At 74.8% G+C, this 22,427-nt stretch carries 12 protein-coding genes and 1 pseudogene; 7 read left to right on the plus strand and 6 right to left on the minus strand.

The genetic code is table 11. The annotated features are described in order from the left end of the window. Positions 1-14: 14 nt before the first annotated feature. The 3 genes from LGQ04_RS15845 to LGQ04_RS15855 form a co-directional block, all read right to left on the minus strand. Positions 15-2,144 carry a PhoX family protein gene (locus LGQ04_RS15845; RefSeq protein WP_229244935.1) on the minus strand — a complete coding sequence of 710 codons (2,130 nt, stop codon included), beginning with the start codon at positions 2,142-2,144 and terminating at the stop codon, positions 15-17. 131 nt (positions 2,145-2,275) lie between these two features. Further along, positions 2,276-3,310 carry an electron transfer flavoprotein subunit alpha/FixB family protein gene (locus LGQ04_RS15850; RefSeq protein ID WP_229244936.1) on the minus strand — a complete coding sequence of 345 codons (1,035 nt, stop codon included), beginning with the start codon at positions 3,308-3,310 and terminating at the stop codon, positions 2,276-2,278. Positions 3,311-3,321: 11 nt separating this feature from the next. Further along, entirely contained in the window at positions 3,322-4,137 is an 816-nt protein-coding gene (locus tag LGQ04_RS15855; protein ID WP_229244937.1) for an electron transfer flavoprotein subunit beta/FixA family protein, read from the minus strand. A gap of 127 nt (positions 4,138-4,264) precedes the next feature. Here LGQ04_RS15855 and glgX point away from each other — a divergent pair, with 127 nt between their 5' ends. The 3 genes from glgX to LGQ04_RS15870 all read left to right on the plus strand — a co-directional run bounded on the left by glgX (position 4,265) and on the right by LGQ04_RS15870 (position 10,121). Beyond that, positions 4,265-6,601: a glycogen debranching protein GlgX gene (gene glgX, locus LGQ04_RS15860; protein WP_443654133.1), complete on the plus strand. Its 2,337-nt coding sequence runs from the start codon at positions 4,265-4,267 to the stop codon at positions 6,599-6,601. 441 nt (positions 6,602-7,042) lie between these two features. After that, a complete protein-coding gene (locus LGQ04_RS15865) occupies positions 7,043-8,797 on the plus strand; it encodes an FAD-binding dehydrogenase (protein ID WP_229244938.1) in 1,755 nt (584 codons plus the stop codon). Positions 8,798-8,834: 37 nt separating this feature from the next. Continuing rightward, a complete protein-coding gene (locus tag LGQ04_RS15870; RefSeq protein ID WP_229244939.1) occupies positions 8,835-10,121 on the plus strand; it encodes a hypothetical protein in 1,287 nt (428 codons plus the stop codon). Positions 10,122-10,286: 165 nt separating this feature from the next. Here LGQ04_RS15870 and LGQ04_RS17970 read toward each other — a convergent pair. Both LGQ04_RS17970 and glgP read right to left on the minus strand, forming a co-directional pair. Then, positions 10,287-11,033 (minus strand): annotated as a pseudogene (locus tag LGQ04_RS17970) (type IV toxin-antitoxin system AbiEi family antitoxin); the annotation flags it as partial. A gap of 166 nt (positions 11,034-11,199) precedes the next feature. Then, complete coding sequence (glgP, locus tag LGQ04_RS15875) at positions 11,200-13,812, minus strand: alpha-glucan family phosphorylase (protein WP_229244940.1); 2,613 nt, start codon at positions 13,810-13,812, stop codon at positions 11,200-11,202. A 145-nt stretch (positions 13,813-13,957) separates the two neighbouring features. On the opposite strand from glgP, the gene LGQ04_RS15880 reads away from it, so the two are divergent. Together LGQ04_RS15880 and treS are read left to right on the plus strand one after the other, a co-directional pair. Further along, positions 13,958-16,108 carry an alpha-1,4-glucan--maltose-1-phosphate maltosyltransferase gene (locus tag LGQ04_RS15880; RefSeq protein ID WP_308016422.1) on the plus strand — a complete coding sequence of 717 codons (2,151 nt, stop codon included), beginning with the start codon at positions 13,958-13,960 and terminating at the stop codon, positions 16,106-16,108. Positions 16,109-16,176: 68 nt separating this feature from the next. Further along, positions 16,177-17,880 carry a maltose alpha-D-glucosyltransferase gene (gene treS, locus LGQ04_RS15885; RefSeq protein WP_267495044.1) on the plus strand — a complete coding sequence of 568 codons (1,704 nt, stop codon included), beginning with the start codon at positions 16,177-16,179 and terminating at the stop codon, positions 17,878-17,880. On the opposite strand, the gene LGQ04_RS15890 is transcribed toward treS, so the two are convergent. Further along, positions 17,841-18,038, minus strand: coding sequence for a hypothetical protein (locus tag LGQ04_RS15890; protein ID WP_229244942.1), 198 nt, complete (start codon positions 18,036-18,038; stop codon positions 17,841-17,843). The genes treS and LGQ04_RS15890 overlap by 40 nt on opposite strands. Positions 18,039-18,241: 203 nt before the next feature. On the opposite strand from LGQ04_RS15890, the gene LGQ04_RS15895 reads away from it, so the two are divergent. Together LGQ04_RS15895 and glgB are read left to right on the plus strand one after the other, a co-directional pair. Further along, entirely contained in the window at positions 18,242-19,642 is a 1,401-nt protein-coding gene (locus tag LGQ04_RS15895; protein ID WP_229244943.1) for an aminoglycoside phosphotransferase, read from the plus strand. A 76-nt stretch (positions 19,643-19,718) separates the two neighbouring features. Further along, positions 19,719-21,959 (plus strand): 1,4-alpha-glucan branching protein GlgB, encoded by a 2,241-nt coding sequence (gene glgB, locus LGQ04_RS15900; protein WP_229244944.1) that lies wholly within the window; start codon positions 19,719-19,721, stop codon positions 21,957-21,959. The last annotated feature ends 468 nt before the right edge of the window (positions 21,960-22,427 follow it).

Consider the following 22,427-nt stretch of genomic DNA (forward strand, 5'->3'; position numbering starts at 1 on the left):
ACTCGCGGGCCACGTCAGTCGCGCCAGACCTGCACGACCGACGGGCGCGGACCCGCGAACGCCCCACCCGGCACGGGGGCACCGGGGGTGACGTAGTCGGGGAAGTACGACTGCGGGCTCGCGAAGGACCCGTCCTCCCCCGGGTGCTGCACCGCGACGTAGACCATGCGGTCCTCGGAGTCCACGACCGGCCCGCACGTCTCCGCACCGGCCGGGACGGACAGGAACTGCTGGACGCGGCCGCGCTCACGACCGGTCAGCGGCACCTTGAACAGGCCGTCGCACTTCTGGATGGTGCTGGGCTGCCCGTCCGTGGAGATCCACAGGTTCCCCTCGGCGTCGAACGCGAGGTTGTCGGGGCACGACACGGGCGAGACCTTGTCCTTCGGGTACCCGGCGAAGTAGGTCGAGCCGTTGGTGGACGGGTCGCCCGCCACGAGGAGGAGGTTCCAGCGGAAGGTGCGGGCGGCGGCGTCGTCCCGGTCCTCGACGATCTCCACGACGTGGCCGTCGCGGTTGGTGTTGCGGGGGTTCGGCTCCGTCGCGGCCTCGGTCCCGGACGGCCCCCGCGACGTGTTGTTCGTGCAGGCCACGTAGACGCGTCCCGTCACCGGGTTCGGCTCGACGTCCTCGGGGCGGTCCATCTTCGTCGCGCCGACCTTGTCCGCGGCGACGCGCGTGTACACGAGCACCTCCTCGACGGACATCCCCGGGACCTTGCTGCGCCCGTCCACGACCAGCGGCAGCCACTCGCCGCGGCCGTCGAACGCGCCGTCGGACGGCAGCGCGCCCGAACCGTCGATCTCGTGCGCCGGCGAGTCGCCCGTGAACCGCGCGACGTAGAGCGAGCCCTCGCCGAGCAGCGTCTTGTTGTGCCGGCGCGCCCAGCTGCTGTTGCCGGGTCGCATCGTCTGCGAGGACACGAACTTGTACACGTAGTCGAAGCGCTCGTCGTCCCCCATGTAGGCGACGGCGTGCCCGCGCCGCGAGAGGATGACGTTCGCGCCCTCGTGCTTGAACCGGCCGAGGGCCGTGTGCTTCACCGGCGCCTCACCCGGCGAGTACGGGTCGATCTCGACGACCCAGCCGAACCGGTTCGGCTCGTTCTCGTACCCGGGGTTGCGGGCGTCGAACCGCGGGTCGTCGAGCTCCCAGCCGTAGCCCGTCGCGGCGTCGCGCAGGCCGTAGCGCGCGTCGTGGCCCGTGCCCGCGGCACGGAAGTAGCCGTGGAAGTTCTCCTCGCCGGACAGCACCGTGCCCCACGGGGTCGTGCCGCCCGCGCAGTTGTTCAGCGTGCCGAGCACGCGCCGCCCGGACGGGTCCGCGACCGTCCGCAGCAGGTCCGACCCCGCGGCCGGGCCGTCGACACGGAACTCGGTGCCGATGTGCACGCGCCGGTTGGACCGGCTGTCCGGCACGTACTCCCACGGCTGGCCGGACCGACGACGGCGCACCTCGACGACCGACATCCCGTGCGCGGCCCGCTCGATCGCCCGGCGGGTCGGCGCGTCGTACGACGCGTCGAACATGATCCCCGGGTTCGTGTACTCGTGGTTCGTCACGAGCAGGCCGCGGGTGCCCCGGCCGTCGTCCTTGCGCCGACCCCACCACCACAGCCCGCGGTCGAGCTCGTACGGGAGGATGTCGAGGTAGTCGTTGTTGTAACCGAACTGCAGGAGCTGCTGCTCCGGCGACTGGTTCGCCGGGTCGAACGCGCGACCGCCGCGCAGGATCGGGTCGCCCCAGCGGATGATCGGGCGCCACGCGTAGCCCTCGGGGACGACGAACGCGTCCGTCGCCGCGGCTTGCGGGGCGATCGGGCCGAACGACAGGCCCTTGCCCTGGGCGCCCCAGCCGCCCCACCCGCCGTGCGCGGGGGCGGCGGCCTCGGCGGCGGGCGCGGTCGCGGTCTGCGCGCCCACCACGACGACGGCCGCGCCGACGGCGAGGCCGCCGAGCATGGCGCGGCGCGACAGCGCCCGGCCCGCGACGTCGCGGAAGTACTCGTTCTCGCTCGTGTTGGGCGCCGCGTGCGAGCAGGCGTCGGCGCACTTCAGGCGGCAGGTCACCGGGCTGCGCTTGCCCCGTGCGTACTGCGCGACGGGGAGCAGCGGGCGCTGCTCGGGGGCGGGAGTGATCGTCATCGGGTTCTCCACGGTCGGGGGGCCTCCTCGCGCCGAGGAGTCGGCCCGACGCTAGGAACGGTCCGTGACGACCACGGTGCCCGCGGGTGGCGACCGGGTGAAATCTGGGTGCCGTCCGGGTGCGGCCCGGGTCAGCCCTGTGCGGCGCGGTGCTCCCGGATGACCTCGGCCGCCTGCGGCAGCACGTCCGCGAGGTCGCCCACGACCGCGAAGTCCGAGATCTCGAACAGGGGGCACTCCGGGTCGTTGTTCACCGCGACGATCACCTGCGCCGCCTGCATGCCGCCGCGGTGGTGCGGTGCGCCCGACACGCCCGCCCCGATGTAGAGGCGGGGCGCGACGGTCACACCCGTCTGGCCGACGAACTGGTCGTGCCACCCCTCGTACACGGCGTCGCGCGTCGCGCCGACGGCGGCGCCGAGCGCGTCCGCGAGCTCGACCACGGGGGCGAAGTCGCCGTTCGTGCCGCGACCGCCCGTGACGACGACGGCCGCCTCGCCGAGCGCGGGGCGGCCCGCGCCCGACGTGGGGTGCACGGTCCGCTCGACGACGCGCGCCGCGGTGGCCGCGGCCGTGAGCGGGACGGCGAACCCGACGACGTCGGTGGCGACCGCCTCGGCGGAGGGCTCCGGCACCACGGAGTTCGCGCGCACGGTGAGCACGGCGAGCTCCGTCGCGACGACGCTGCGCACGTCCCACGCGCCCGCGAAGACGCGCTTGTCCGCGACGACGCGCCCGGCGTCGTCGCCCTCGCCCGCCACGGACAGCGCGGAGGCGTCGACCACGAGGCCCGCGCCCGTGAGGAACGCGAGGCGTGCCGCGGCCTCCTTGTTCGGGAAGGACGACGTGAGGAGCACGGCGTCGGCGTCGCTCGCGCGCACCGCGGCCGCGAGCGCCTCGGCGACGACCGGCGTGAGGTGCGTGGCGTCGCCGCCGAGCCCGTGCCCGTCGGCGGAGAGCTCGGCCTGGCGGACGGTCTCGACGCCGTACGACCCGAGCTGGGCGAGGACCTCGACGCTGGGCGACTCGAGCGCGACGGCCTCGACGCGCCCGACGCCGCGGGCGAGCGTGAGCAGCTCGAGGACGGGCGAGCGCAGCTCGCTGCCGGGGGTGTCGAGCAGGACGAGGACGGTGCGGTTCCCGGCGGGGGTGTGGGTCTCGGTCATGGTGCGTCCTCTCAGACCAGCTCGTTGCGGATGAGGTACTCGGCGAGCGCGCGGCCGCCCTCCCCCTTGTCGACGACGATCTCGGCCTCCGGCCGGGGCGGTCGCGGCGACGCGTCGAGCACGCGGGTGCGCGCGCCGGCGTCGCCGACCTCCGCCGGGTCGACGCCGAGGTCGGCGAGGCTCCACGCCTCCACCTGCTTCGTGCGGGCCGCCATGATGAGCTGGAAGTTGGGGAAGCGCGGGTCGTTCGCGTGGTCCGTCACGCTCACGACGGCGGGCAGCGGCGCCTCGAGCACCTCGTCCACCCCGTCGAGCTCGCGCGTGACGCGTGCGGTGCGCGCCCCCGCGTCGCCGCCGAGGTCGAGCTTCCCGGCGAGCGTGAGCTGCGGCAGGCCCAGCTCGGCGGACAGCAGCGCCGGGACGACGGACCCGAGGCCGTCGAGCGCGGCCATCCCCGTGACGACGAGGTCGACGGGCGCCTCGTCGGCGAGACGCCGCACGGCCGCCGCGAGGACGCGCGCCGTGCCGAAGTAGTCGGAGCCGGCGACCGCGTCGTCGCTCACGCGCACGCCCCGGTCCACGCCGAGCTGGAACGCCTTCTTCACGGCCGCGTCGGCGTCGGGGCCGGCGACGGTGACGACGACGACCTCGCTCGACGCGCGCTCGCCCTCCGGCAGCGACTCCACGACGCGCAGGGCGGCCTCCAGCGCGTTCTCGTCGAGCTCGTTGAGCGTCCCCTCGTCCGCGCGGCGGACGACGCGCCCGCCGTCGAACCCGCGTTCGGCGTGGATGTCCGGGACGTACTTCACGGCGACGACGATCCGCATCGGGTGCTCACTCCCTGAGGTGCTGGGCGGCGGGCGGGCAGGCGCCCGCCCCGCAACGGAAGCGTACCGGCGGGCACGGACGGGGGTCGGTGACACCCGCCACAATGGACGGGTGCGCACGACACCCCTGCCCCGGACGACCGGCGCCCCCGCCCCGTCCCCCCACGTCGACCGGCACGCCCCGCTCCCGCCCCTGGGGGTGCACGTCGCGGGCGACGGCGTCGACGTCGCCGTCGTCGCCTCGCACGCGACCGCGGTCGAGCTGTGCCTCGTCGACGCCGACGGGACCGGTGCCGACGGCGCGCCCCGGTGGCGCGAGCGGCGCGTCGCGCTCGACGGGCCGGCGTTCGGCGTGTGGCGCGCGCACGTGCCGGGCGTGCGACCCGGGCAGCGCTACGGCTTCCGCGCGCACGGACCGTGGGACCCCGCCGCGGGACTGCGGTACAACCCGGCGAAGCTTCTCGTCGACCCGTACGCGCGCGGCCTCGTCGGCGACCTCGTCGACGGGCCGCAGATCCGCGGGCACGCGGGCGACGACCCGGACGGCCCCGCCGACGAGCGGGACTCGCTGCCGTTCGTCCCGCACTCCGTGGTCGTCGCCGAGCCGGGCGGCACGCTCGCCCCGCGCCCGCGCGTCCCCTGGCGCGACACCGTCGTCTACGAGGCGCACGTGCGCGGCCTCACCCAGCGGCTCGACGCGCTCCCCGAGCACCTGCGCGGCACGTACGCCGGGCTCGCGCACCCCGTGACGATCGACCACCTGCGCAGCCTCGGCGTCACCACCCTGGAGCTGCTGCCGATCCACGCCAACTCCGCCGAGCCGCACCTCCTCGCGAGCGGCCGCACGAACTACTGGGGCTACTCCACGCTCGGCTTCTTCGCCCCGCACGCCGCGTACGCCACCGCCGCCGCGCAGGAGGCCGGACCCGCCGCGGTGCTCGACGAGGTCCGCGGCATGGTCCACCTGCTGCACGAGGCCGGCATCGAGGTGCTGCTCGACGTCGTGCACAACCACACCTGCGAGGGCGGCGCCGACGGCTACCACCTGTCCTGGCGCGGCCTCGACAACGCCGTCCACTACCTGCACGACGGCGCGACCCCCGCCCGCCTCGCCGACGTCACCGGGACGGGCAACTCGCTCGACTTCCGGCGTCCCGCCGTCGTGCGGGCCGCGCTCGACTCGCTGCGGTACTGGGCCGAGGTCGTCGGCGTCGACGGGTTCCGGTTCGACCTCGCCGTCACCCTCGGCCGGGGCGAGAGCGGGTTCGACGCCGACCACCCGTTCCTCGTCGCGCTCCAGACCGACCCCGTCCTCAGCGGCCTCAAGCTGGTCGCCGAGCCGTGGGACGTCGGTCCGGGGGGCTGGCGCACCGGCCAGTTCCCGCCCCCGTTCGCCGAGTGGAACGACCGGTTCCGCGACGCCGCACGCCAGTTCTGGCTCGCCGACGCGCGCGAGGCGTCCCATGGACGCCCCGGCCACGGCGTGCGCGACCTCGCGACCCGGCTCGCCGGGTCCGCCGACCTCTTCGGGCACAGCGACCCGCCGCTCCTGCGCGGACCCGTCGCGTCCGTGAGCTACGTGACCGCCCACGACGGCTTCACCCTCGCCGACCTCGTCGCCTACGACCACAAGCACAACCTCCCGAACGGCGAGGGGAACCGGGACGGCACGGACGACAACCGGTCCTGGAACCACGGCCTCGAAGGTCCCGTCGCGGCGCCCGACGCCGTACGCGGCCCCACCGACCCGCGACGAGCCGCCGGGACGGGCACCGTCCCCGAGGACGGCCCCGGTGCCGGCGCCCTGGGGCCCGGTGTCGAGATCGCCCCCCTGCGCCGCCGGTCGATCCGCAACCTCCTCGCGACCCTCCTCCTCTCGGCCGGGACGCCCATGCTCACCGCCGGCGACGAGATGGGCCGCACCCAGCGCGGCAACAACAACGCGTACGTGCAGGACGACGAGACGTCGTGGGTGTCGTGGGACCTGTCCCCCTGGCGCAAGGACCTCCTCGCGACCGCGCAGCACCTCCTCGCGCTGCGCCGCGCGCACCCCGCCCTGCGGCCCGACACGTTCTACACCGGCCGCCCCCGGCCCGGCACCGACGCGCACGACGCGCCCGGCGTCCCGGACCTCGTGTGGTTCGACGCCGACGGCGAGCTCCTCGACCACGCGGCGTGGCACGACCCCGCCGTGCGCACCCTCCAGATGCTGCGCACCGCTCCCGCAGCGGGCGACGCGGACGTCCTCGTCGTGCTCGCCGGGGCGCTCGACCCCGTCGACGTCGTGCTCCCCGGCGTGCGCGGCGCGGCGGGCGGCGCGCCCGAACGCTGGGACCTCGCCTGGGACTCCGACTGGGAGCACCCCGACGACCGCGCCGACGGCGACCCGTCCGCCCGGGCGGGCGACGTCGTCGGGCTCGAGGCCCTGAGCCTGCGCGTGTACGTCTCCGCCCCGCCGAGGTAGTACCAGGGTCTCGCGAGGTAGTACCGGGGTACCGCGAGGTAGTACCGGGGTACCGCGAGGTAGTACCGGGGTTGCGCGAGGTAGTGCCGGGGTTCCGGCGGTGTGGTCGGGCGGCGTCGGGGCTCGGGCTACCTTCCGCGCCCTCGTCCCTCGGGCGCTCCCGCCAGACCCACCACGCCCTTCGCCTCCGACGCCGCCCCACCACCTCCTCGGCCGTCTCACCCCGGTCCTCGGTCGGCCCGACGGCAACGGCACCGCCTCCGCTCCCACCGCACCCTGGTGCGCACCCCGTGCCAGACGCCGCCCCACCACCTTCTCGGCCGTCTCACCCCGGGGCTCGGGCTGCCCGACGGCGACCGCACCGCCTTCGCTCCCGTCCCACCTCGCTCCCGGTCCGCCCGGGGCATTCCCGGGGAGCGGCCGGTGCTCTAGGGTTCCGGCATGGGTGACAGCGTGGTCGACTCCGCCGCAGGCTCCTTCGCGATCGAGGACCCGGACGTCGTGGTGGTGGGTGCCGGGCTCGCCGGGCTCGTCACGGCGACGGAGCTCACAGCGGCGGGCCGGCGGGTCGTGCTCCTCGACCAGGAGCCGGCCGCGAGCCTCGGCGGGCAGGCCTGGTGGTCGTTCGGCGGGCTGTTCCTCGTCGGGTCGCCCGAGCAGCGCCGCATGGGCGTGACGGACACCGCCGAGCTCGCGTTCGACGACTGGCTCGGGTCCGCGCAGTTCGCGCCCGGAGCCGAGCGCGGCGAGGGCCCCGACCGGCACGGGTACGCGTGGGCGCGCGGGTTCGTCGACTTCGCGGCCGGCGAGATGCGCGGCTGGTTGCACGACAAGGGTGTGCGCTGGTTCCCCCTCGTGCAGTGGGCCGAGCGCGGCGGCTACCCGGTGCGCTCGGGCGCGGACGGGAGCGCCGGCGGGTCGCACGGCAACTCGGTCCCCCGCTTCCACGTCACGTGGGGCACCGGACCCGGGGTGCTCGAGCCGTTCGTCCGGGCGGCGCTCGACGCGCGCGCGGCCGGGCTCCTCGACCTGCGGTTCCGGCACCGTGTCACCTCGCTCGTCGTGACCGACGGTGCGGTGACGGGCGTGCGCGCGCAGGTCCTCGCGCCGTCGGACGCGGAGCGCGGCGCCCCGTCGTCGCGCGACGTGGTGGGCGAGGTCGAGATCGCGGCGAGCGCCGTCGTCGTGACGTCGGGCGGCATCGGGGCGAACCACGAGCTCGTGCGGTCCCGGTGGCCGAAGGCCGCGGGCACGCTGCCCGCGCGCATGCTCTCCGGCGTCCCCGACTCCACCGACGGCAGGATGATCGGCGTCGCCGCCGACGCGGGTGCCGCGCTCGTCCACGAGGACCGCATGTGGCACTACCCCGAGGGCATCGCGAACCACTCACCCGTCTGGACGGACCACGGCATCCGGATCCTGCCCGGGCCGAGCTCCCTGTGGCTCGACGCCGACGGCAACCGCCTCCCCGCACCGCTGTTCCCCGGGTTCGACGCCCTCGGCGCGCTCCAGCACGTGACGGCGCGCGGCGACGACCACTCCTGGTTCGTGCTCAACAAGGCGATCATGGAGACCGAGTTCGCGCTCTCCGGCTCCGAGCAGAACCCCGACCTCACCGGGAAGGACGTGCGGCTGCTCGCCCAGCGCGTGCTGCCGGGCGCCGTCGGGCCGGTCGCGCGGTTCGCGGAGCAGTCCCCCGAGTTCGTGTGGGCCGAGACGCCCGAGGACCTCGCCGCGGGGATGAACGCCCTCGTCGACGCGACACCCGGGTCGCGCGGGCACGTCGACCCCGACGCCCTCGCCCGTGTCGTCCGCCTGCGCGACGAGCAGGTGCGCACGGGTCTCGGCAAGGACCCGCAGGTCGTCGCGACGGCGATGGCCCGCCGCTACCGCGTCGACCGCCTCATCCGGGTCTCGCCTCCCCGCCCGCTCACGACGCCCAAGGACGGCCCGCTGCTCGCCGTCCGGCTCTCCGTGCTGACGCGCAAGACGCTCGGCGGGCTGTGGACCGACACCTCGGCGCGCGTGCTCCGCGAGGACGGCACCGTGCTGCCCGGCCTGTGGGCCGCCGGCGAGGCCGCCGGGTTCGGCGGTGGCGGCGTGCACGGGCACCGCGCGCTCGAGGGCACGTTCCTCGGCGGCTGCCTCTACTCGGGCCGGGTCGCCGGCCGCGCCCTCGCCGCCGAGCTCCGCTGACCCGTCGGCCGCAGACCGGCCGGTAGGGTCACCGAGCATGAGCGTGCACGACGACGCGTCCCCGCCCGGGGCGTCCGACCCCGACCCGGGCGAACGGCGGGCCGGGCACGCAGGACCGACCGGACCGGGCGGCGTCGGGCCCGGCACGACGGGCGCGGCCCCTGAGCCGACGACCCCGCTGCCGGAGATCGCGGCGTGCGAACGGGTGTTCCGACGCAACGGGCTGCCGCTCCTCGTCGAGGGGCACTCGCTCGACCGTGACGTGTTCGGCCGCTCCGCGCCGTTCCTGCTGGTCGTGCTCCTGGCGGAGCTGTCGGGCGCGGTGCGCATGGGCTGGCCCGCGTGGGCGAACGTGCTCGCCCTGCTCGGGGGTGCCGCGCTCGTCGCCGCGGCGTACGCGGGGCTCAACGTGCTGCGCGGCCGCCGCTGGTCCACCCTGCCGCAGTCCGTCGGGGTGCCTGAGCTCGCGTTCTTCGTGCTCGCACCGGCCCTCCTGCCGCTCGTGTTCGGCGGGCAGTGGGGCGACGCCCTGCTCACCGTCGCCGGCAACCTGGTGCTGCTCGGGGTCGTGCGCGTCGTCGTCGGGTACGGCGTCCTGTCGTCGCTGTGGTGGGGCCTCGCGCGCGTCACCGACGAGCTCGGCGCCGCGCTCCTGCGGCTCGTCCGGCTCCTGCCGCTGCTGCTCGTCTTCTCCCTCGTGCTCTTCTACAACGCCGAGGTGTGGCAGGTGTTCGACCGCACGCACGGCGTCGCCGACCTCGTCCTCGGCGCGTTCTTCGCCCTCCTCGTCGTGCTGTTCGTCGCCCTGCGCTCCCCGGCCGAGGCGCGCGAGGCCCTCGCGGAGACCGCGGGCCGGCTCCCCGAGCACGACCGCGCGACGCGGTTCAGCCGCGGCCAGACGGCCAACCTCGCCACGATGATCGCGACCAGCCAGCTCCTCCAGGTCCTCGTCGTGAGCCTCGGGATGGGCGCGTTCTTCATGGCGCTCGGCACGCTGACCGTCACACCCGACGTCATGGCCCTGTGGGACGTCGACGGCGGCACGTGGCGGCGGACCCTGTCGCTCGCGGGCGGCGGTGGCGTCGGCGGGGCGGACCTCGTCGTCACGCAGACGCTCCTGCGCGTCTCGGTCGCGATCGCGACGTTCACCGGCTTGTACTACGCCATCTCCGTCCAGGTCGACGCGGTCTACCGTGAGGAGTTCGTCGACGGCATCGAGACCCAGCTGGCCGACGTCGTGCGCGTCCGCTCCCGCTACCTCGCCCTCCTCGACGGCGGCGCCCCGCCCGCCCCGCCGAGGGAGGACCGCAGGTCCACGAGGTAGTACCGCAGTCGCGACCGGCGTACTACCTCGCGTCACCACGGTTCTACCTCGCGCGACCTCTGTCCTCCCCCGGCGCGGACGACCGACGGGAGACCCGACGTCGCAGCGCCGCCCGACGCACTCGGCGAGCCGGTACCCGACCTGGACGGGGTCGGCGAGCTCGTCCCACGTGAACCGCACGACGGTCCAGCCCGCCGCGACGAGCGCGGCCTCGCGCGCCGCCTGCGCGCGCCGGACCGTCGCCGGGTCGCCGAACGACCCGCCGGAGTACTTCACGGCACCGTCGAACTCGATCGCGACGCGCGCCTCCACCCACGCGAGGTCGACGACGTACCGGCCGCGCGCCGTCGGCACCGGCACCTGCGGTCGTGGGGCAGGCAGCCCGCGGACGACCGCGGCCAGCCGGACCAGGGTCTCCCCCGGCGACTCGGACGCGGGGTCCGCGAGCTCCAGCGCGCGACGCGCGCGGACCACGCCACGCTTGCCGCGCGACTCCTCCAGGATCTGCTCGACGACGCGCCGGTCGGCACCCATCCGCAGCGCCGAGGCCACGACGACGAGGCTGCGTTCCGGGGGCGAGGAGCGCGCGCAGTCGACGACGGTCCGTTCGAGGCTCGTCACCGGCACCCCGCCGAGGCGCACGCGGTCGCGCGCGGGCAGGTCGGTCCAGTGCCGCCGGACGGCCGGGTCGCGCTCACGCCCGACACGCGGGTGCACGAGCTGGGTGACGTGCACGAACGGGGGCAGGCGCCACGTCCAGCACCCCCAGAGCAGCGCCGCGGTGTCGTGGCTGAACCAGTACGGGGTGGTGAAGCGGTCCACGACGCCGCGCACCTGACCGAGCAGCCAGTCCTCGCGCACCCGCGTGTCGGCGTGCGGCGACGGGAGGTAGACGCCGCGGCGCACGCGCACGAGCTCGCCGTCGCGCGCCCGGGCCGTCGGCTCGGCACGGCGACGCCGGTCGTACGGGACCGTTGCGGGGCCCGCTCACCGGAACTGTGGACAAACGCGAGGTGAGCGGGCACGCCCGGGCCGGGGCCGACGTCGGGCACCCACGGCTCTCCCCCGCGCGACCCCGTCAGGCGTTGGCGACCAGGCCGAGCTCGGCGACGCTGGGCAGGCCGGCGTGCTTCGGCACGACGCGCACCGTGTAGCCGAACGGCCCGGACGACTCCAGCACGACCTCCCCCGCGAACGCGTGGCGGCCGGCCTCGTACGACTCGGCGAGCGCGAGGGGCTCGGCGGTGAAGTCGTCGATGACGTCCGCCTCGGTGACGCGGCCGTGCACGACCTGCACCTCGACGTCCTCGGGACGCAGGTCGCCGAGCGAGACGTACGCGCGCACGGTGAGCCGGTCGCCGACCTGCGGCACCTCGCCGATTCCGGAGGAGTCGACGTGGTCGACCCGCACGCGGCTCCAGCCGGTGCGGACGGCCTGCTTCCAGTGCGCGAGGTCGCGGGCCGGGGCGAGCGCGTCGGCGGCGAGCGCGCGCCCGGCCGTGGCCGCAGGGACGTACAGGCGCGTGACGTACTCGCCGACCATGCGGGTCGCCTGGACCTTGGGGCCGAGGGTGGCGAGCGTGTGGCGGACCATCTCCAGCCACCGCGCGGGCACGCCGTCGGCGTTCCGGTCGTAGAACCGGGGGGCGACCTGCTGCTCGACGAGATCGTAGAGGGCGGCGGCCTCGAGGTCGTCGCGACGGTCGGGGTCGTCGACGCCGTCGGCCGTGGGGATGGCCCAGCCGTTCTCGCCGTCGAACCACTCGTCCCACCAGCCGTCGAGGATGGACAGGTTGAGGCCGCCGTTGAGCGCGGACTTCATCCCGGACGTGCCCGACGCCTCCAGGGGGCGCAGCGGGTTGTTGAGCCACACGTCGCAGCCCGGGTAGAGCGACTGCGCCATGGCGATGTCGTAGTTCGGCAGGAAGACGATGCGGTGGCGCACCTCGGGGTCGTCGGTGAACCGGACGAGCTGCTGGATGAGGCGCTTGCCCTGGTCGTCCGCCGGGTGCGACTTGCCGGCCACGACGAGCTGCACGGGGTGCTCCGGGTGCAGCAGCAGCGCCTTGAGGCGCTCGGGGTCGCGCAGCATGAGCGTGAGGCGCTTGTACGTGGGGACGCGGCGCGCGAAGCCGATGGTCAGCACGTCGGGCGAGAGCACGTCGTCGATCCAGCCGACCTCGGCGGGCGTCGCGCCGCGCTCGCGCCACGACCGGCGCACGCGCCGGCGCGCCTCGTCGACCAGCCGGCCGCGCATCTCGCGGCGGATCGCCCACAGCTCGCCGTCGCTCACGGCCGGGCCGTCGCCGTCGCGCCCGGACCGCAGCCAGCCCGACGACGCGTGGTCGGCCGTGAGCTCGTCGAGCCCGAGCCGCTCGGCCTCCAGGCCAGCGAGCGCCGGGTCGACCCACGTGGGCGAGTGGACGCCGTTCGTCACGGACGTGATGGGGACCTCGCGCGCGTCGAAGCCGGGCCACAGGCCCTCGAACATGCCGCGGGACACCTCGCCGTGCAGGAGGGAGACGCCGTTGGCGCGGCCACCGAGGCGCAGGCCCATGACGGCCATGTTGAAGACGGTGGGGTCGCCGCCGTCGTAGTCCTCCGCGCCGAGGGCGAGGACGCGCTCGACGGGCAGCCCGTCGACGGCCATGTCGCCGCCGAAGTACTGCGTGACGAGGTCGCGGCCGAACCGGTCGATGCCGGCGGGCACGGGGGTGTGCGTCGTGAAGACGGTGGCGGCGCGCACGGCCTCGAGCGCCTCGTCGAACGTCAGGCCCTGACCGACGAGCTCGCGGATCCGCTCGACGCCGAGGAAGCCCGCGTGGCCCTCGTTGGTGTGGTAGACCTCCGGCTCGGGCGCGCCGGTGAGGCGCGACCACAGGCGCAGCGCGCGCACGCCCCCGACGCCGAGCAGGAGCTCCTGCTGGAGCCGGTGCTCGCCGCCGCCGCCGTAGAGCCGGTCGGTGACCTTGCGGGCGGCCTCGTCGTTGCCGGGCACGTTGGAGTCGAGGAGCAGCAGCGGGACGCGGCCGACGGCGGCGACCCACACGTGGGCGTGCAGCGACCGGCCGCCGGGCAGCGGCAGCGTGACGCGGGCGGGCGTGCCGTCGTCCTCGCGCAGGAGCGTGAGCGGCAGGCCGTCCGGGTCGAGCAGCGGGTACGTCTCGACCTGCCAGCCGTCGCGCGTGAGGGACTGCTTGAAGTACCCCGCGCCGTACAGGAGCCCGACGCCGACGATCGGCACGCCGAGGTCGCTCGCGCTCTTGAGGTGGTCGCCCGCGAGGATGCCGAGGCCGCCCGAGTACTGGGGCAGCACGGACGTGATGCCGAACTCGGGCGAGAAGTACGCGATCGCCGCGGGGAGCGGGCCGTCGCCGGGGCCACCCGACGCGGCCTGCTGCTGATACCACAGGTCGTCCTGCAGGTAATGGCGCAGCCCGTCGGCCGCGGTGCGCACGCGCTCCACGAACGCCGTGTCGTCCGCGAGCGCCGCGAGCCGGTCGGGGCCGAGCGCGCCGAGGAGCGCGACCGGGTCGCCGTGCACGTCGGCCCACAGGTCGGGGTCGATCCCGGCGAAGAGATCGCGCGTCGGGGCGTGCCACGACCAGCGCAGGTTGTGCGCCAGCTCGTCGAGGTCCCGCAGGGGGGCGGGCAGCAGGGTGCGGACGGTGAACCGTCGGATCGCTCTCACGGGGACGAGACTACGCAGCCGGACGGCGTGGCACACGCTCACCGTGTCTCGTCGGCGTAACGCGCGCGTGAACTCTCGCGCCGGTGCTCGGCCGAGGACCGGCCACCGCGTGCCTGCCCCCCGCACCCCTCGATACGTTGGGGGCGTGACGTCGACACCGCAGGCCCGCGTGCCCGCCACCCCACCCTCTGCCCCGACGGCCCCCGCTCCTGCCGCGACGGCGACGGAACGCCCTCCCGCCCCCGCACCCGCACCCGCGGCCCCGGTCGGGCGCATCCCCGTCCTCGCCGTCTCGCCCGTCGTCGAGGGCGGTCGCTGGCCCGCGAAGGCCGTCGTCGGGGAGATGGTGCCGGTGGAGGCGACGGTCTTCCGCGAGGGGCACGACGCCGTCGCCGCGACCGCCGTGCTCGTCGCGCCCGACGGGACGGAGCGCACCGCGCCGATGGTCGACGTCGCGCCCGGTCTCGACCGGTTCCGCGCGACCCTGCACCCCGACGCCGAGGGCGACTGGTCGCTGCGGGTCGAGGCGTGGAGCGACCCGTACGGCACGTGGGCGCACGACGCGACGATCAAGGTCGAGGCGGGCGTCGACGTCGACCTCATGCTCGCGGAGGGCGTCCGGCTGGTCGAGCGCGTCCTCGCCGACGCCGTGCCGCTCCCGGCGCCTGACGGCACCGCCGGCGCCCGGACACCCGACGACGAGCGCACGCTCGCCGCCGCGCTCGCCGCCCTGCGCGACGCGTCCCGGCCCGCGCCCGCCCGACTCGCCGCGGCGACGTCGCCCGAGGTGCGGGACGTCCTGCGGCGCGCCCCCTTGCGCGACCACGTGACGGCGTCGGCCACGTACCCGCTGCGCGTGGAGCGCCCGCTGGCGCTCGCGGGCGCCTGGTACGAGATGTTCCCGCGCTCGGAGGGGGCGCGGCGGCTCAAGGACGGCCGGTGGCGCTCCGGGACGTTCACCGCGGCGGCGCGGCGGCTGCCCGCGATCGCGGCGATGGGCTTCGACGTCGTGTACCTCACCCCGGTGCACCCGATCGGCGCCACCCACCGCAAGGGCCGGAACAACTCGCTCACCGCGCTGCCGGGCGACCCGGGCAGCCCGTACGCGATCGGGTCGAAGGACGGCGGGCACGACGCGATCCACCCCGAGCTGGGCAGCGAGCGCACCTTCCGCGCGTTCGTGAAGGAGGCGCGACGCCACGGGCTGGAGGTGGCGATCGACCTGGCGCTCCAGTGCTCGCCGGACCACCCGTGGGTGGCCGAGCACCCGGAGTGGTTCACGACGCGCGTCGACGGGTCGATCGCGTACGCCGAGAACCCGCCGAAGAAGTACCAGGACATCTACCCGCTGAACTTCGACGACGACCCCGCGGGGATCTACGCCGAGGTGCTGCGCGTGGTGCGCGTGTGGATCGACCGGGGCGTCACCGCGTTCCGCGTCGACAACCCGCACACGAAGCCGCTCGACTTCTGGGAGTGGCTGCTCGCGGAGGTCCGCCGCACGAACCCCGAGGTGATCTTCCTGTCGGAGGCGTTCACCAAGCCCGCGATGATGCACACGCTCGCGCGCATCGGGTTCCACCAGTCGTACACGTACTTCACGTGGCGCAACACGCGCGACGAGCTCGCCGAGTACCTGGAGGAGGTGTCCGGCGAGGGCGGCGCATACATGCGCCCGTCCTTCTGGCCGACGACGCACGACATCCTCCCGCCGTACCTCCAGCACGGCGGGGTGGCCGGGTTCGCGGTCCGCGCGGTGCTCGCCGCCCTCGGCTCGCCCACGTGGGGGATCTACTCCGGCTACGAGCTCGTGGAGAACGTGCCGCGGCCGGGCGTCGAGGAGCAGATCGACAACGAGAAGTACGAGTACAAGCCCCGCGACTGGGCCGCGGCGGGGGAGATCGGCATCTCGACGCTCCTCACCCGGCTCAACGAGGTCCGCCGCGACCACCCGGCGCTGCGTCAGCTCCGCAACCTCACCGTGCACCCGACGACGAACGACCAGGTGCTCGCGTTCTCGCGGCACCTGCCCGCCGAGCACTCGCCGACCGGCGAGGCCGACACGGTCGTCGTCGTGGTGAACCTCGACCCGCACTCCCCGCAGGAGTCCGACGTGCACCTCGACCTCGCGGCCCTCGGCCTCCCGACGCCGCCCGACGGCCACGACCCGTGGACGCCGTCGTTCGTCGCGCACGACGAGCTGTCCGGCGAGAGCTTCCCGTGGGGCGAGAAGGTCTACGTGCGGCTGGAGCCCCAGCGGCAAGTCGCGCACGTCGTGCACGTGAGGCCCGCGTGACGGGGCGCGAGGTCGCCGCCGGGCCCGCGCCCGTGCCGCCCCTGACCGCGCCCGTCCCGATCGCCGCCCTGCCGCCCCGGCGCCAGCCCGTCGCGACGACGGACACGCGGCCCGGCCTGTCCGACGACCCGGACTGGTACCGCACCGCGGTGTTCTACGAGGTCATCGTGCGCGCGTTCTCCGACTCCGACGGCACGGGCACGGGCGACCTGCGCGGCCTCATCGACCGCCTCGACTACCTGCAGTGGCTCGGCATCGACGCGCTGTGGCTGCCGCCGTTCTTCCCGTCGCCGCTGCGCGACGGCGGGTACGACGTGTCGGACTACACGGCGATCGCCGCGCAGTACGGCTCGACGTCGGAGTTCGCCGAGCTCGTCACCGAGGCGCACGCGCGCGGCATCCGCGTCGTCATCGACCTCGTCATGAACCACACGAGCGACCAGCACCCGTGGTTCCAGGCGTCGCGCGCCGACCCCGAGGGCCCGTACGGCGACTTCTACGTGTGGAGCGACGACGACACGCGGTACCCCGACGCGCGCATCATCTTCGTCGACACGGAGACGTCCAACTGGACGTTCGACCCCGTGCGGCGGCAGTTCTTCTGGCACCGGTTCTTCTCCCACCAGCCCGACCTCAACTTCGAGAACCCGCGCGTCGCCGACGCGATGCTCGACGTCGCGCGGTTCTGGCTGCAGATGGGCGTCGACGGCTTCCGTCTCGACGCCGTGCCCTACCTGTTCGAGGAGGAGGGCACGAACTGCGAGAACCTGCCGCGCACGCACGCGTTCCTGCGCCGCGTGCGGAAGATGGTCGACACCGAGTTCCCCGGCCGCATCCTGCTCGCCGAGGCGAACCAGTGGCCGCGCGAGGTGGTGGACTACTTCGGCACCGACGAGGAGCCGGAGTGCCACATGTGCTTCCACTTCCCCGTCATGCCGCGCATCTTCTACGCGATCCGCGACCAGCGGGCGAACCAGCTCGTGGAGATCCTCGCGGACACGCCCGAGATCCCCGCGGGCGGTCAGTGGAGCACGTTCCTGCGCAACCACGACGAGCTCACCCTGGAGATGGTCTCCACGGAGGAGCGCGCGTCCATGTACGGGTGGTACGCGCAGGACCCGCGCATGCGCGCGAACGTCGGGATCCGGCGTCGGCTCGCGACGCTGCTCGACAACTCCCGCAAGGAGGTCGAGCTCGCGCACGCCCTCCTGCTGTCCCTGCCCGGCAGCCCGTGCCTGTACTACGGCGACGAGATCGGGATGGGCGACAACATCTGGCTGCCCGACCGCGACGCCGTGCGCACCCCCATGCAGTGGACGCCCGACCGCAACGCCGGCTTCTCCACGGCCGACCCGGGCAAGCTCTACCTGCCGCTCGTGCAGTCGCTGGTCCACCACTACGGGTACGTCAACGTCGAGGCACAGCTCGAGCAGTCGACGTCGCTGCTGCACTGGGTCCACGGCATGCTCAAGGTGCGCCGCCGCCACCCCGCGTTCGGCACGGGCGACTTCGTCGCGCTGGAGTGCGACAACGAGTCCGTCCTCGCCTTCCTCCGGCGCACGCCCGACGAGACGGTCCTGTGCGTCGCGAACCTCGCGGCGACGGCACGGTCCGCGACGGTCCACCTGCCCGACCACGCGGGCGCGAGCCTCACCGACGTGTTCGGCGGCGCGCGCTTCCCCGGCGTGGACGCCGACGGCCGGGTCGCGATGACCTGGGGGTCGCGCGACTTCTACTGGCTCGCCGTCGGCCCGCCGGACGAGGAGGACTGACCGAGCCTCCGCACGGTCGCCGCGAGCTCCCGGGCGAGGTCCCCGAGGACCTCGCTCTTCTCGACGACCGCGGCCCGCTCGCCGCACGCCTCGCACGTGAACCAGCTCACGACCGAGACCATGTGCGCCACCGGGACACCCTCCTGCGTCAGCCGCACGTCACGGTGCTCGCACCCCACCACGGTTCCTCCCGTCCTGCCCCCGCGCCAGGGCGGTCCCGGCGCGCACGATCCTCCCGCGGGCCACCGACACGGACCTCGTCGCCCTGCCGCTCGGCCGCCCATCGGCCGCCCGAGCGGCATGGCGACGCCACTCGTGGTGGCATGGACCTGCTGCCCGGACCGACAGACGAAGGAGACGCGTGGCCGCCCGACGCACGGACCTCCCCTCGCCCGACCTCCTCGCCCTGCTCGACACCTGGCTCCCGGCCCGCCGCTGGTACCCCGTCAAGGGTGTCGCCGTCCGGCACGTCCCCTGGCTGTCCCTCGCGCTCGACGTCCCGGACCCGGCGGCCCACGGGGTCGCCCCGGGGGCGTGGGACGACCTGCAGGTCGCGCTGCACCTCGTGCGGCTCGTCGGCGACGGGGTCGACCTCGTCGTCCAGGTACCCCTCGTGCTCGGCCCCCCGCACGACGGCACCGCACCCCCGACCGCCGTCGGCGAGGTCGTCGTGGACGGCAGGCCCCGCGTCGTGCACGACGGCGCGGCGCACCCCGCCGCGTGGGCCGCCGTGCTCGCCGCCGCCACCTGGGAGGACGACGCCGACCGCACCGCCCTCGACCTCACCGGCGGGCGCGCGCTCGCCGTCGAGCAGTCCAACTCGTCCGTCCTCCTCCCCGGGACGGCGGGCGGCACCATGCTCAAGCTGCTGCGCGCCGTCGCGATCGGGCCCAACCCGGACGTGACGATCCCCCGCGCCCTCGCCCGCCAGGGCTGGCCCGGCGTGCCGCGCCCCCTCGCGTGGCTGGAGGTCGCGTGGGACGCCGACGACGACCCGCACCCCGGCGACGGCCCCCGGACCGCCCACCTCGCGATCCTCGGCGAGTTCGTCGACGGCGCCCGCGACGGCTTCGACCTCGCGTGCGCCTACGCCGGCCAGGACGAGTCGTTCGCCGACCTCGCGGTCGACCTCGGCCGCCTCCTCGCCGACCTGCACGGCGCGCTCCGCAGCGCGTTCGGCGTGGGGTCGCCCGTCGACGTGCGCTGGCTCCTCGCCGACCTGCGCCGCCGGTCCGACGAGGCCGTCGCGTCGTCGGCCGCGCTCGGGCGCCGCGCCGCGCACGTCGCAGCGTTCTGGGACCGGACCGCCGCCCGGCTCGGCGACGTCGCCCACGTGCCCGACGCGCTCCCCCGGCTGCAGACCGTCCACGGCGACCTCCACCTCGGGCAGGTGCTCCACGCCCGACGGTTCGGCTGGAAGGTCCTCGACTTCGAAGGAGAACCGCTGCGGCCCGTCGCCGAACGCACCCGCCCCGACCTCGCGCTGCGCGACGTCGCCGGCATCGTCCGGTCGTTCGACTACGCCGCCGCCGTCGGCCGCGCCCCGAACCCCGGCTGGGCCGTCCAGGCGCGCAACGCCTTCCTGGAGGCGTACGACCACGCCGACACCGCCGGCGTCGACCGCGCCACCTCCGAGGTGCTCGTCCGCGCGCTCACCCTCGACAAAGCGCTGTACGAGGTCGTCTACGAGTCCCGCAACCGCCCCGACTGGGAACCGATCCCCCTCGCCGCCGTCGACCGCCTGCTCGCGTCCGACGGGTGAGCCCTGCCCCCGGACCGGCCGCACCGCCCGGCGAGCCCGTCATGTGAGCGACACACGGACGTGGAAGGGTGGGCGCATGACCGGGTCCGACACCACCGCCACCCCGCCGCCCGTCGTCGTCCCGCCCGAGGCGCTCGCCGCCGCGGCCAGCGGGCGCACGTTCGACCCGCACGCCGTCCTCGGACCGCACCTCGCGCCCGACCCCGACGACGCCCGCGCCGTCGTCCGCGTGCTGCGCCCCCTCGCCGACGAGGTCGTCGTCGTGACGCCCGACGGCGAGCACCCGGCCGTGCACGAGCAGGACGGCGTGTGGGCCGCCGTCGTCCCCGTCGCCGCCGAGCCCGCCGGCGACCCGGGCAGCACCGTGCGCCACGCACCCGACTACCGCGTCCGGGCCCGGTACGGCGACGACGTCACCACCGGCGACGACCCCTACCGCTTCCTCCCGACCCTCGGCGAGGTGGACCTGCACCTCGTCCGCGAAGGCCGCCACGAACAGCTCTGGACCGCGCTCGGCGCGAACGTCCGCACCTACCCCAGCGTGCTCGGCGCGACCACGGGCACCGCGTTCGCCGTCTGGGCACCCAACGCCCGCGCCGTGCGCGTCATCGGCGACTTCAACGGCTGGGGCGGCACCCACCCGATGCGCTCGCTCGGGTCGTCCGGCGTGTGGGAGATCTTCGTCCCCGGCGTCCAGGGCGGCGCCCGGTACAAGTACGAGATCCTCGGGCCCGACGGGTCCTGGCGGCAGAAGGCCGACCCGCTCGCCAAGGGCGCCGAGGTCCCGCCCGCCACCGCCAGCGTCGTCGTCGAGTCGTCCTACACGTGGTCCGACGACGCGTGGCTCGCCGAGCGCGCGACCCGCGACCCCCACGCCGGGCCCGTGAGCGTCTACGAGGTGCACCTCGGGTCCTGGCGGCAGGGCCTGTCCTACCGCGACCTCGCCGACCAGCTCACCGCGTACGTCGTCGAGCAGGGCTTCACCCACGTCGAGCTCCTGCCCGTCGCCGAGCACCCCTTCGGCGGGTCCTGGGGATACCAGGTCACCGGCTACTACGCACCGACCTCGCGGTTCGGCCACCCCGACGACTTCCGCCACCTCGTCGACACGCTGCACGCCGCCGGGATCGGCGTCATCGTCGACTGGGTCCCCGCGCACTTCCCCCGCGACGAGTGGGCGCTCGCCCGCTTCGACGGCACACCCCTCTACGAGCACGCCGACCCGCTGCGCGGCGAGCAGCCCGACTGGGGCACCTACGTCTTCGACTTCGGCCGCAACGAGGTCCGCAACTTCCTCGTCGCCAACGCCACCTACTGGCTCGAGGAGTTCCACGTCGACGCCCTGCGCGTCGACGCCGTCGCGTCCATGCTCTACCTCGACTACTCCCGCTCACCCGGCCAGTGGCACCCCAACGTGCACGGCGGGCGCGAGAACCTCGAAGCCATCGCCTTCCTCCAGGAGGCCAACGCCACCGCCTACCGCCGCACCCCCGGCGTCATGATGATCGCCGAGGAGTCCACCGCCTGGCCCGGCGTCACCCGCCCCACCTCCGCAGGCGGCCTCGGGTTCGGGCTCAAGTGGAACATGGGCTGGATGAACGACTCCCTGCGCTACGTCGCCGAGGAGCCCATCAACCGGCGCTACCACCACCACGAGATCACCTTCTCCATGGTGTACGCGTACTCCGAGCAGTTCGTCCTGCCCATCAGCCACGACGAGGTCGTCCACGGCAAGGGGTCGCTGTACGGCAAGATGCCCGGCGACGACTGGCAGAAGCGCGCCGGCGTCCGCGCCTTCCTCGCCTACCAGTGGTCCCACCCCGGCAAGCAGCTCCTCTTCATGGGCAGCGAGATCGGCCAGCACACCGAGTGGAACGAAGGCCGCTCGCTCGACTGGGACGGCCTCGCCGCCGACCCCGGCCGCCAGGGTGTCCAACGGTGCACGCGCGACCTCAACGCCCTCTACCGCGCCACCCCTGCGCTCTGGGAGCTCGACCACGACCCCGCCGGCTTCGAGTGGCTCGACGCCGACGACGCCGGCCACAACGTCCTCGCGTTCGTGCGCCGCGGCCGCGACGGCAGCCCGGTCGCCGTCGTCGTGAACTTCGCCGGGACCCCGCACGAGGGCTACCGCCTCGCCCTGCCGTCCGGCGGCGCGTGGCGCGAGGTCCTCAACACCGACGCCGAGACGTACGGCGGGTCGGGCGTCGGCAACCTCGGCGTCGTCGACGCCGAGCCCGTTCCCCACCACGGCCGCGCGCACTCCGTCGCCCTGCGCGTCCCGCCCCTCGGCGCGCTCTACCTCGTCCCGGCCTGACGTTGGGGAGAACCGAGGTCACACGGGGTAGAACCGCGGTCACGCGAGGGAGAACCGCGGTCACGCGAGGTAGAACCGTGGTCACGCGAGGTAGAACCGTGGTCACGCGAGGTAGGAGCGTGGTCACCGCCGGGCAGGTGGGGTGAGGGCGCCGGGTCTACCATCCGCCGCTCGTCCCTCGCGGCTCCCGCCAGACCCACCACGACCCGGCGCCCTCACCCCACCCACCCGGTGTCGTCGCCTCGCCGTCGCCTCGCCTCGCCCAAGCCTCGCCGTCGCCAAGCCTCGCCGTCGCCAAGCCTCGCCGTTGCCAAGCCTCGCCGTCGTCCGGCTCGTCAGACGTCGACTCGCGTACGCTCTGCGGCCGCGACGAACCGCTCGGAACGCGTGTCGACGACCGCCTACGGGCGGTGAGTCTCGGCCGAGCGTGCGGGGTGGCCTCGGGTGCGAAGGGCGTCGAGCCGCGCT

This window comes from Cellulosimicrobium marinum (assembly GCF_020551945.1).
Taxonomy (GTDB): domain Bacteria; phylum Actinomycetota; class Actinomycetes; order Actinomycetales; family Cellulomonadaceae; genus Cellulosimicrobium; species Cellulosimicrobium marinum.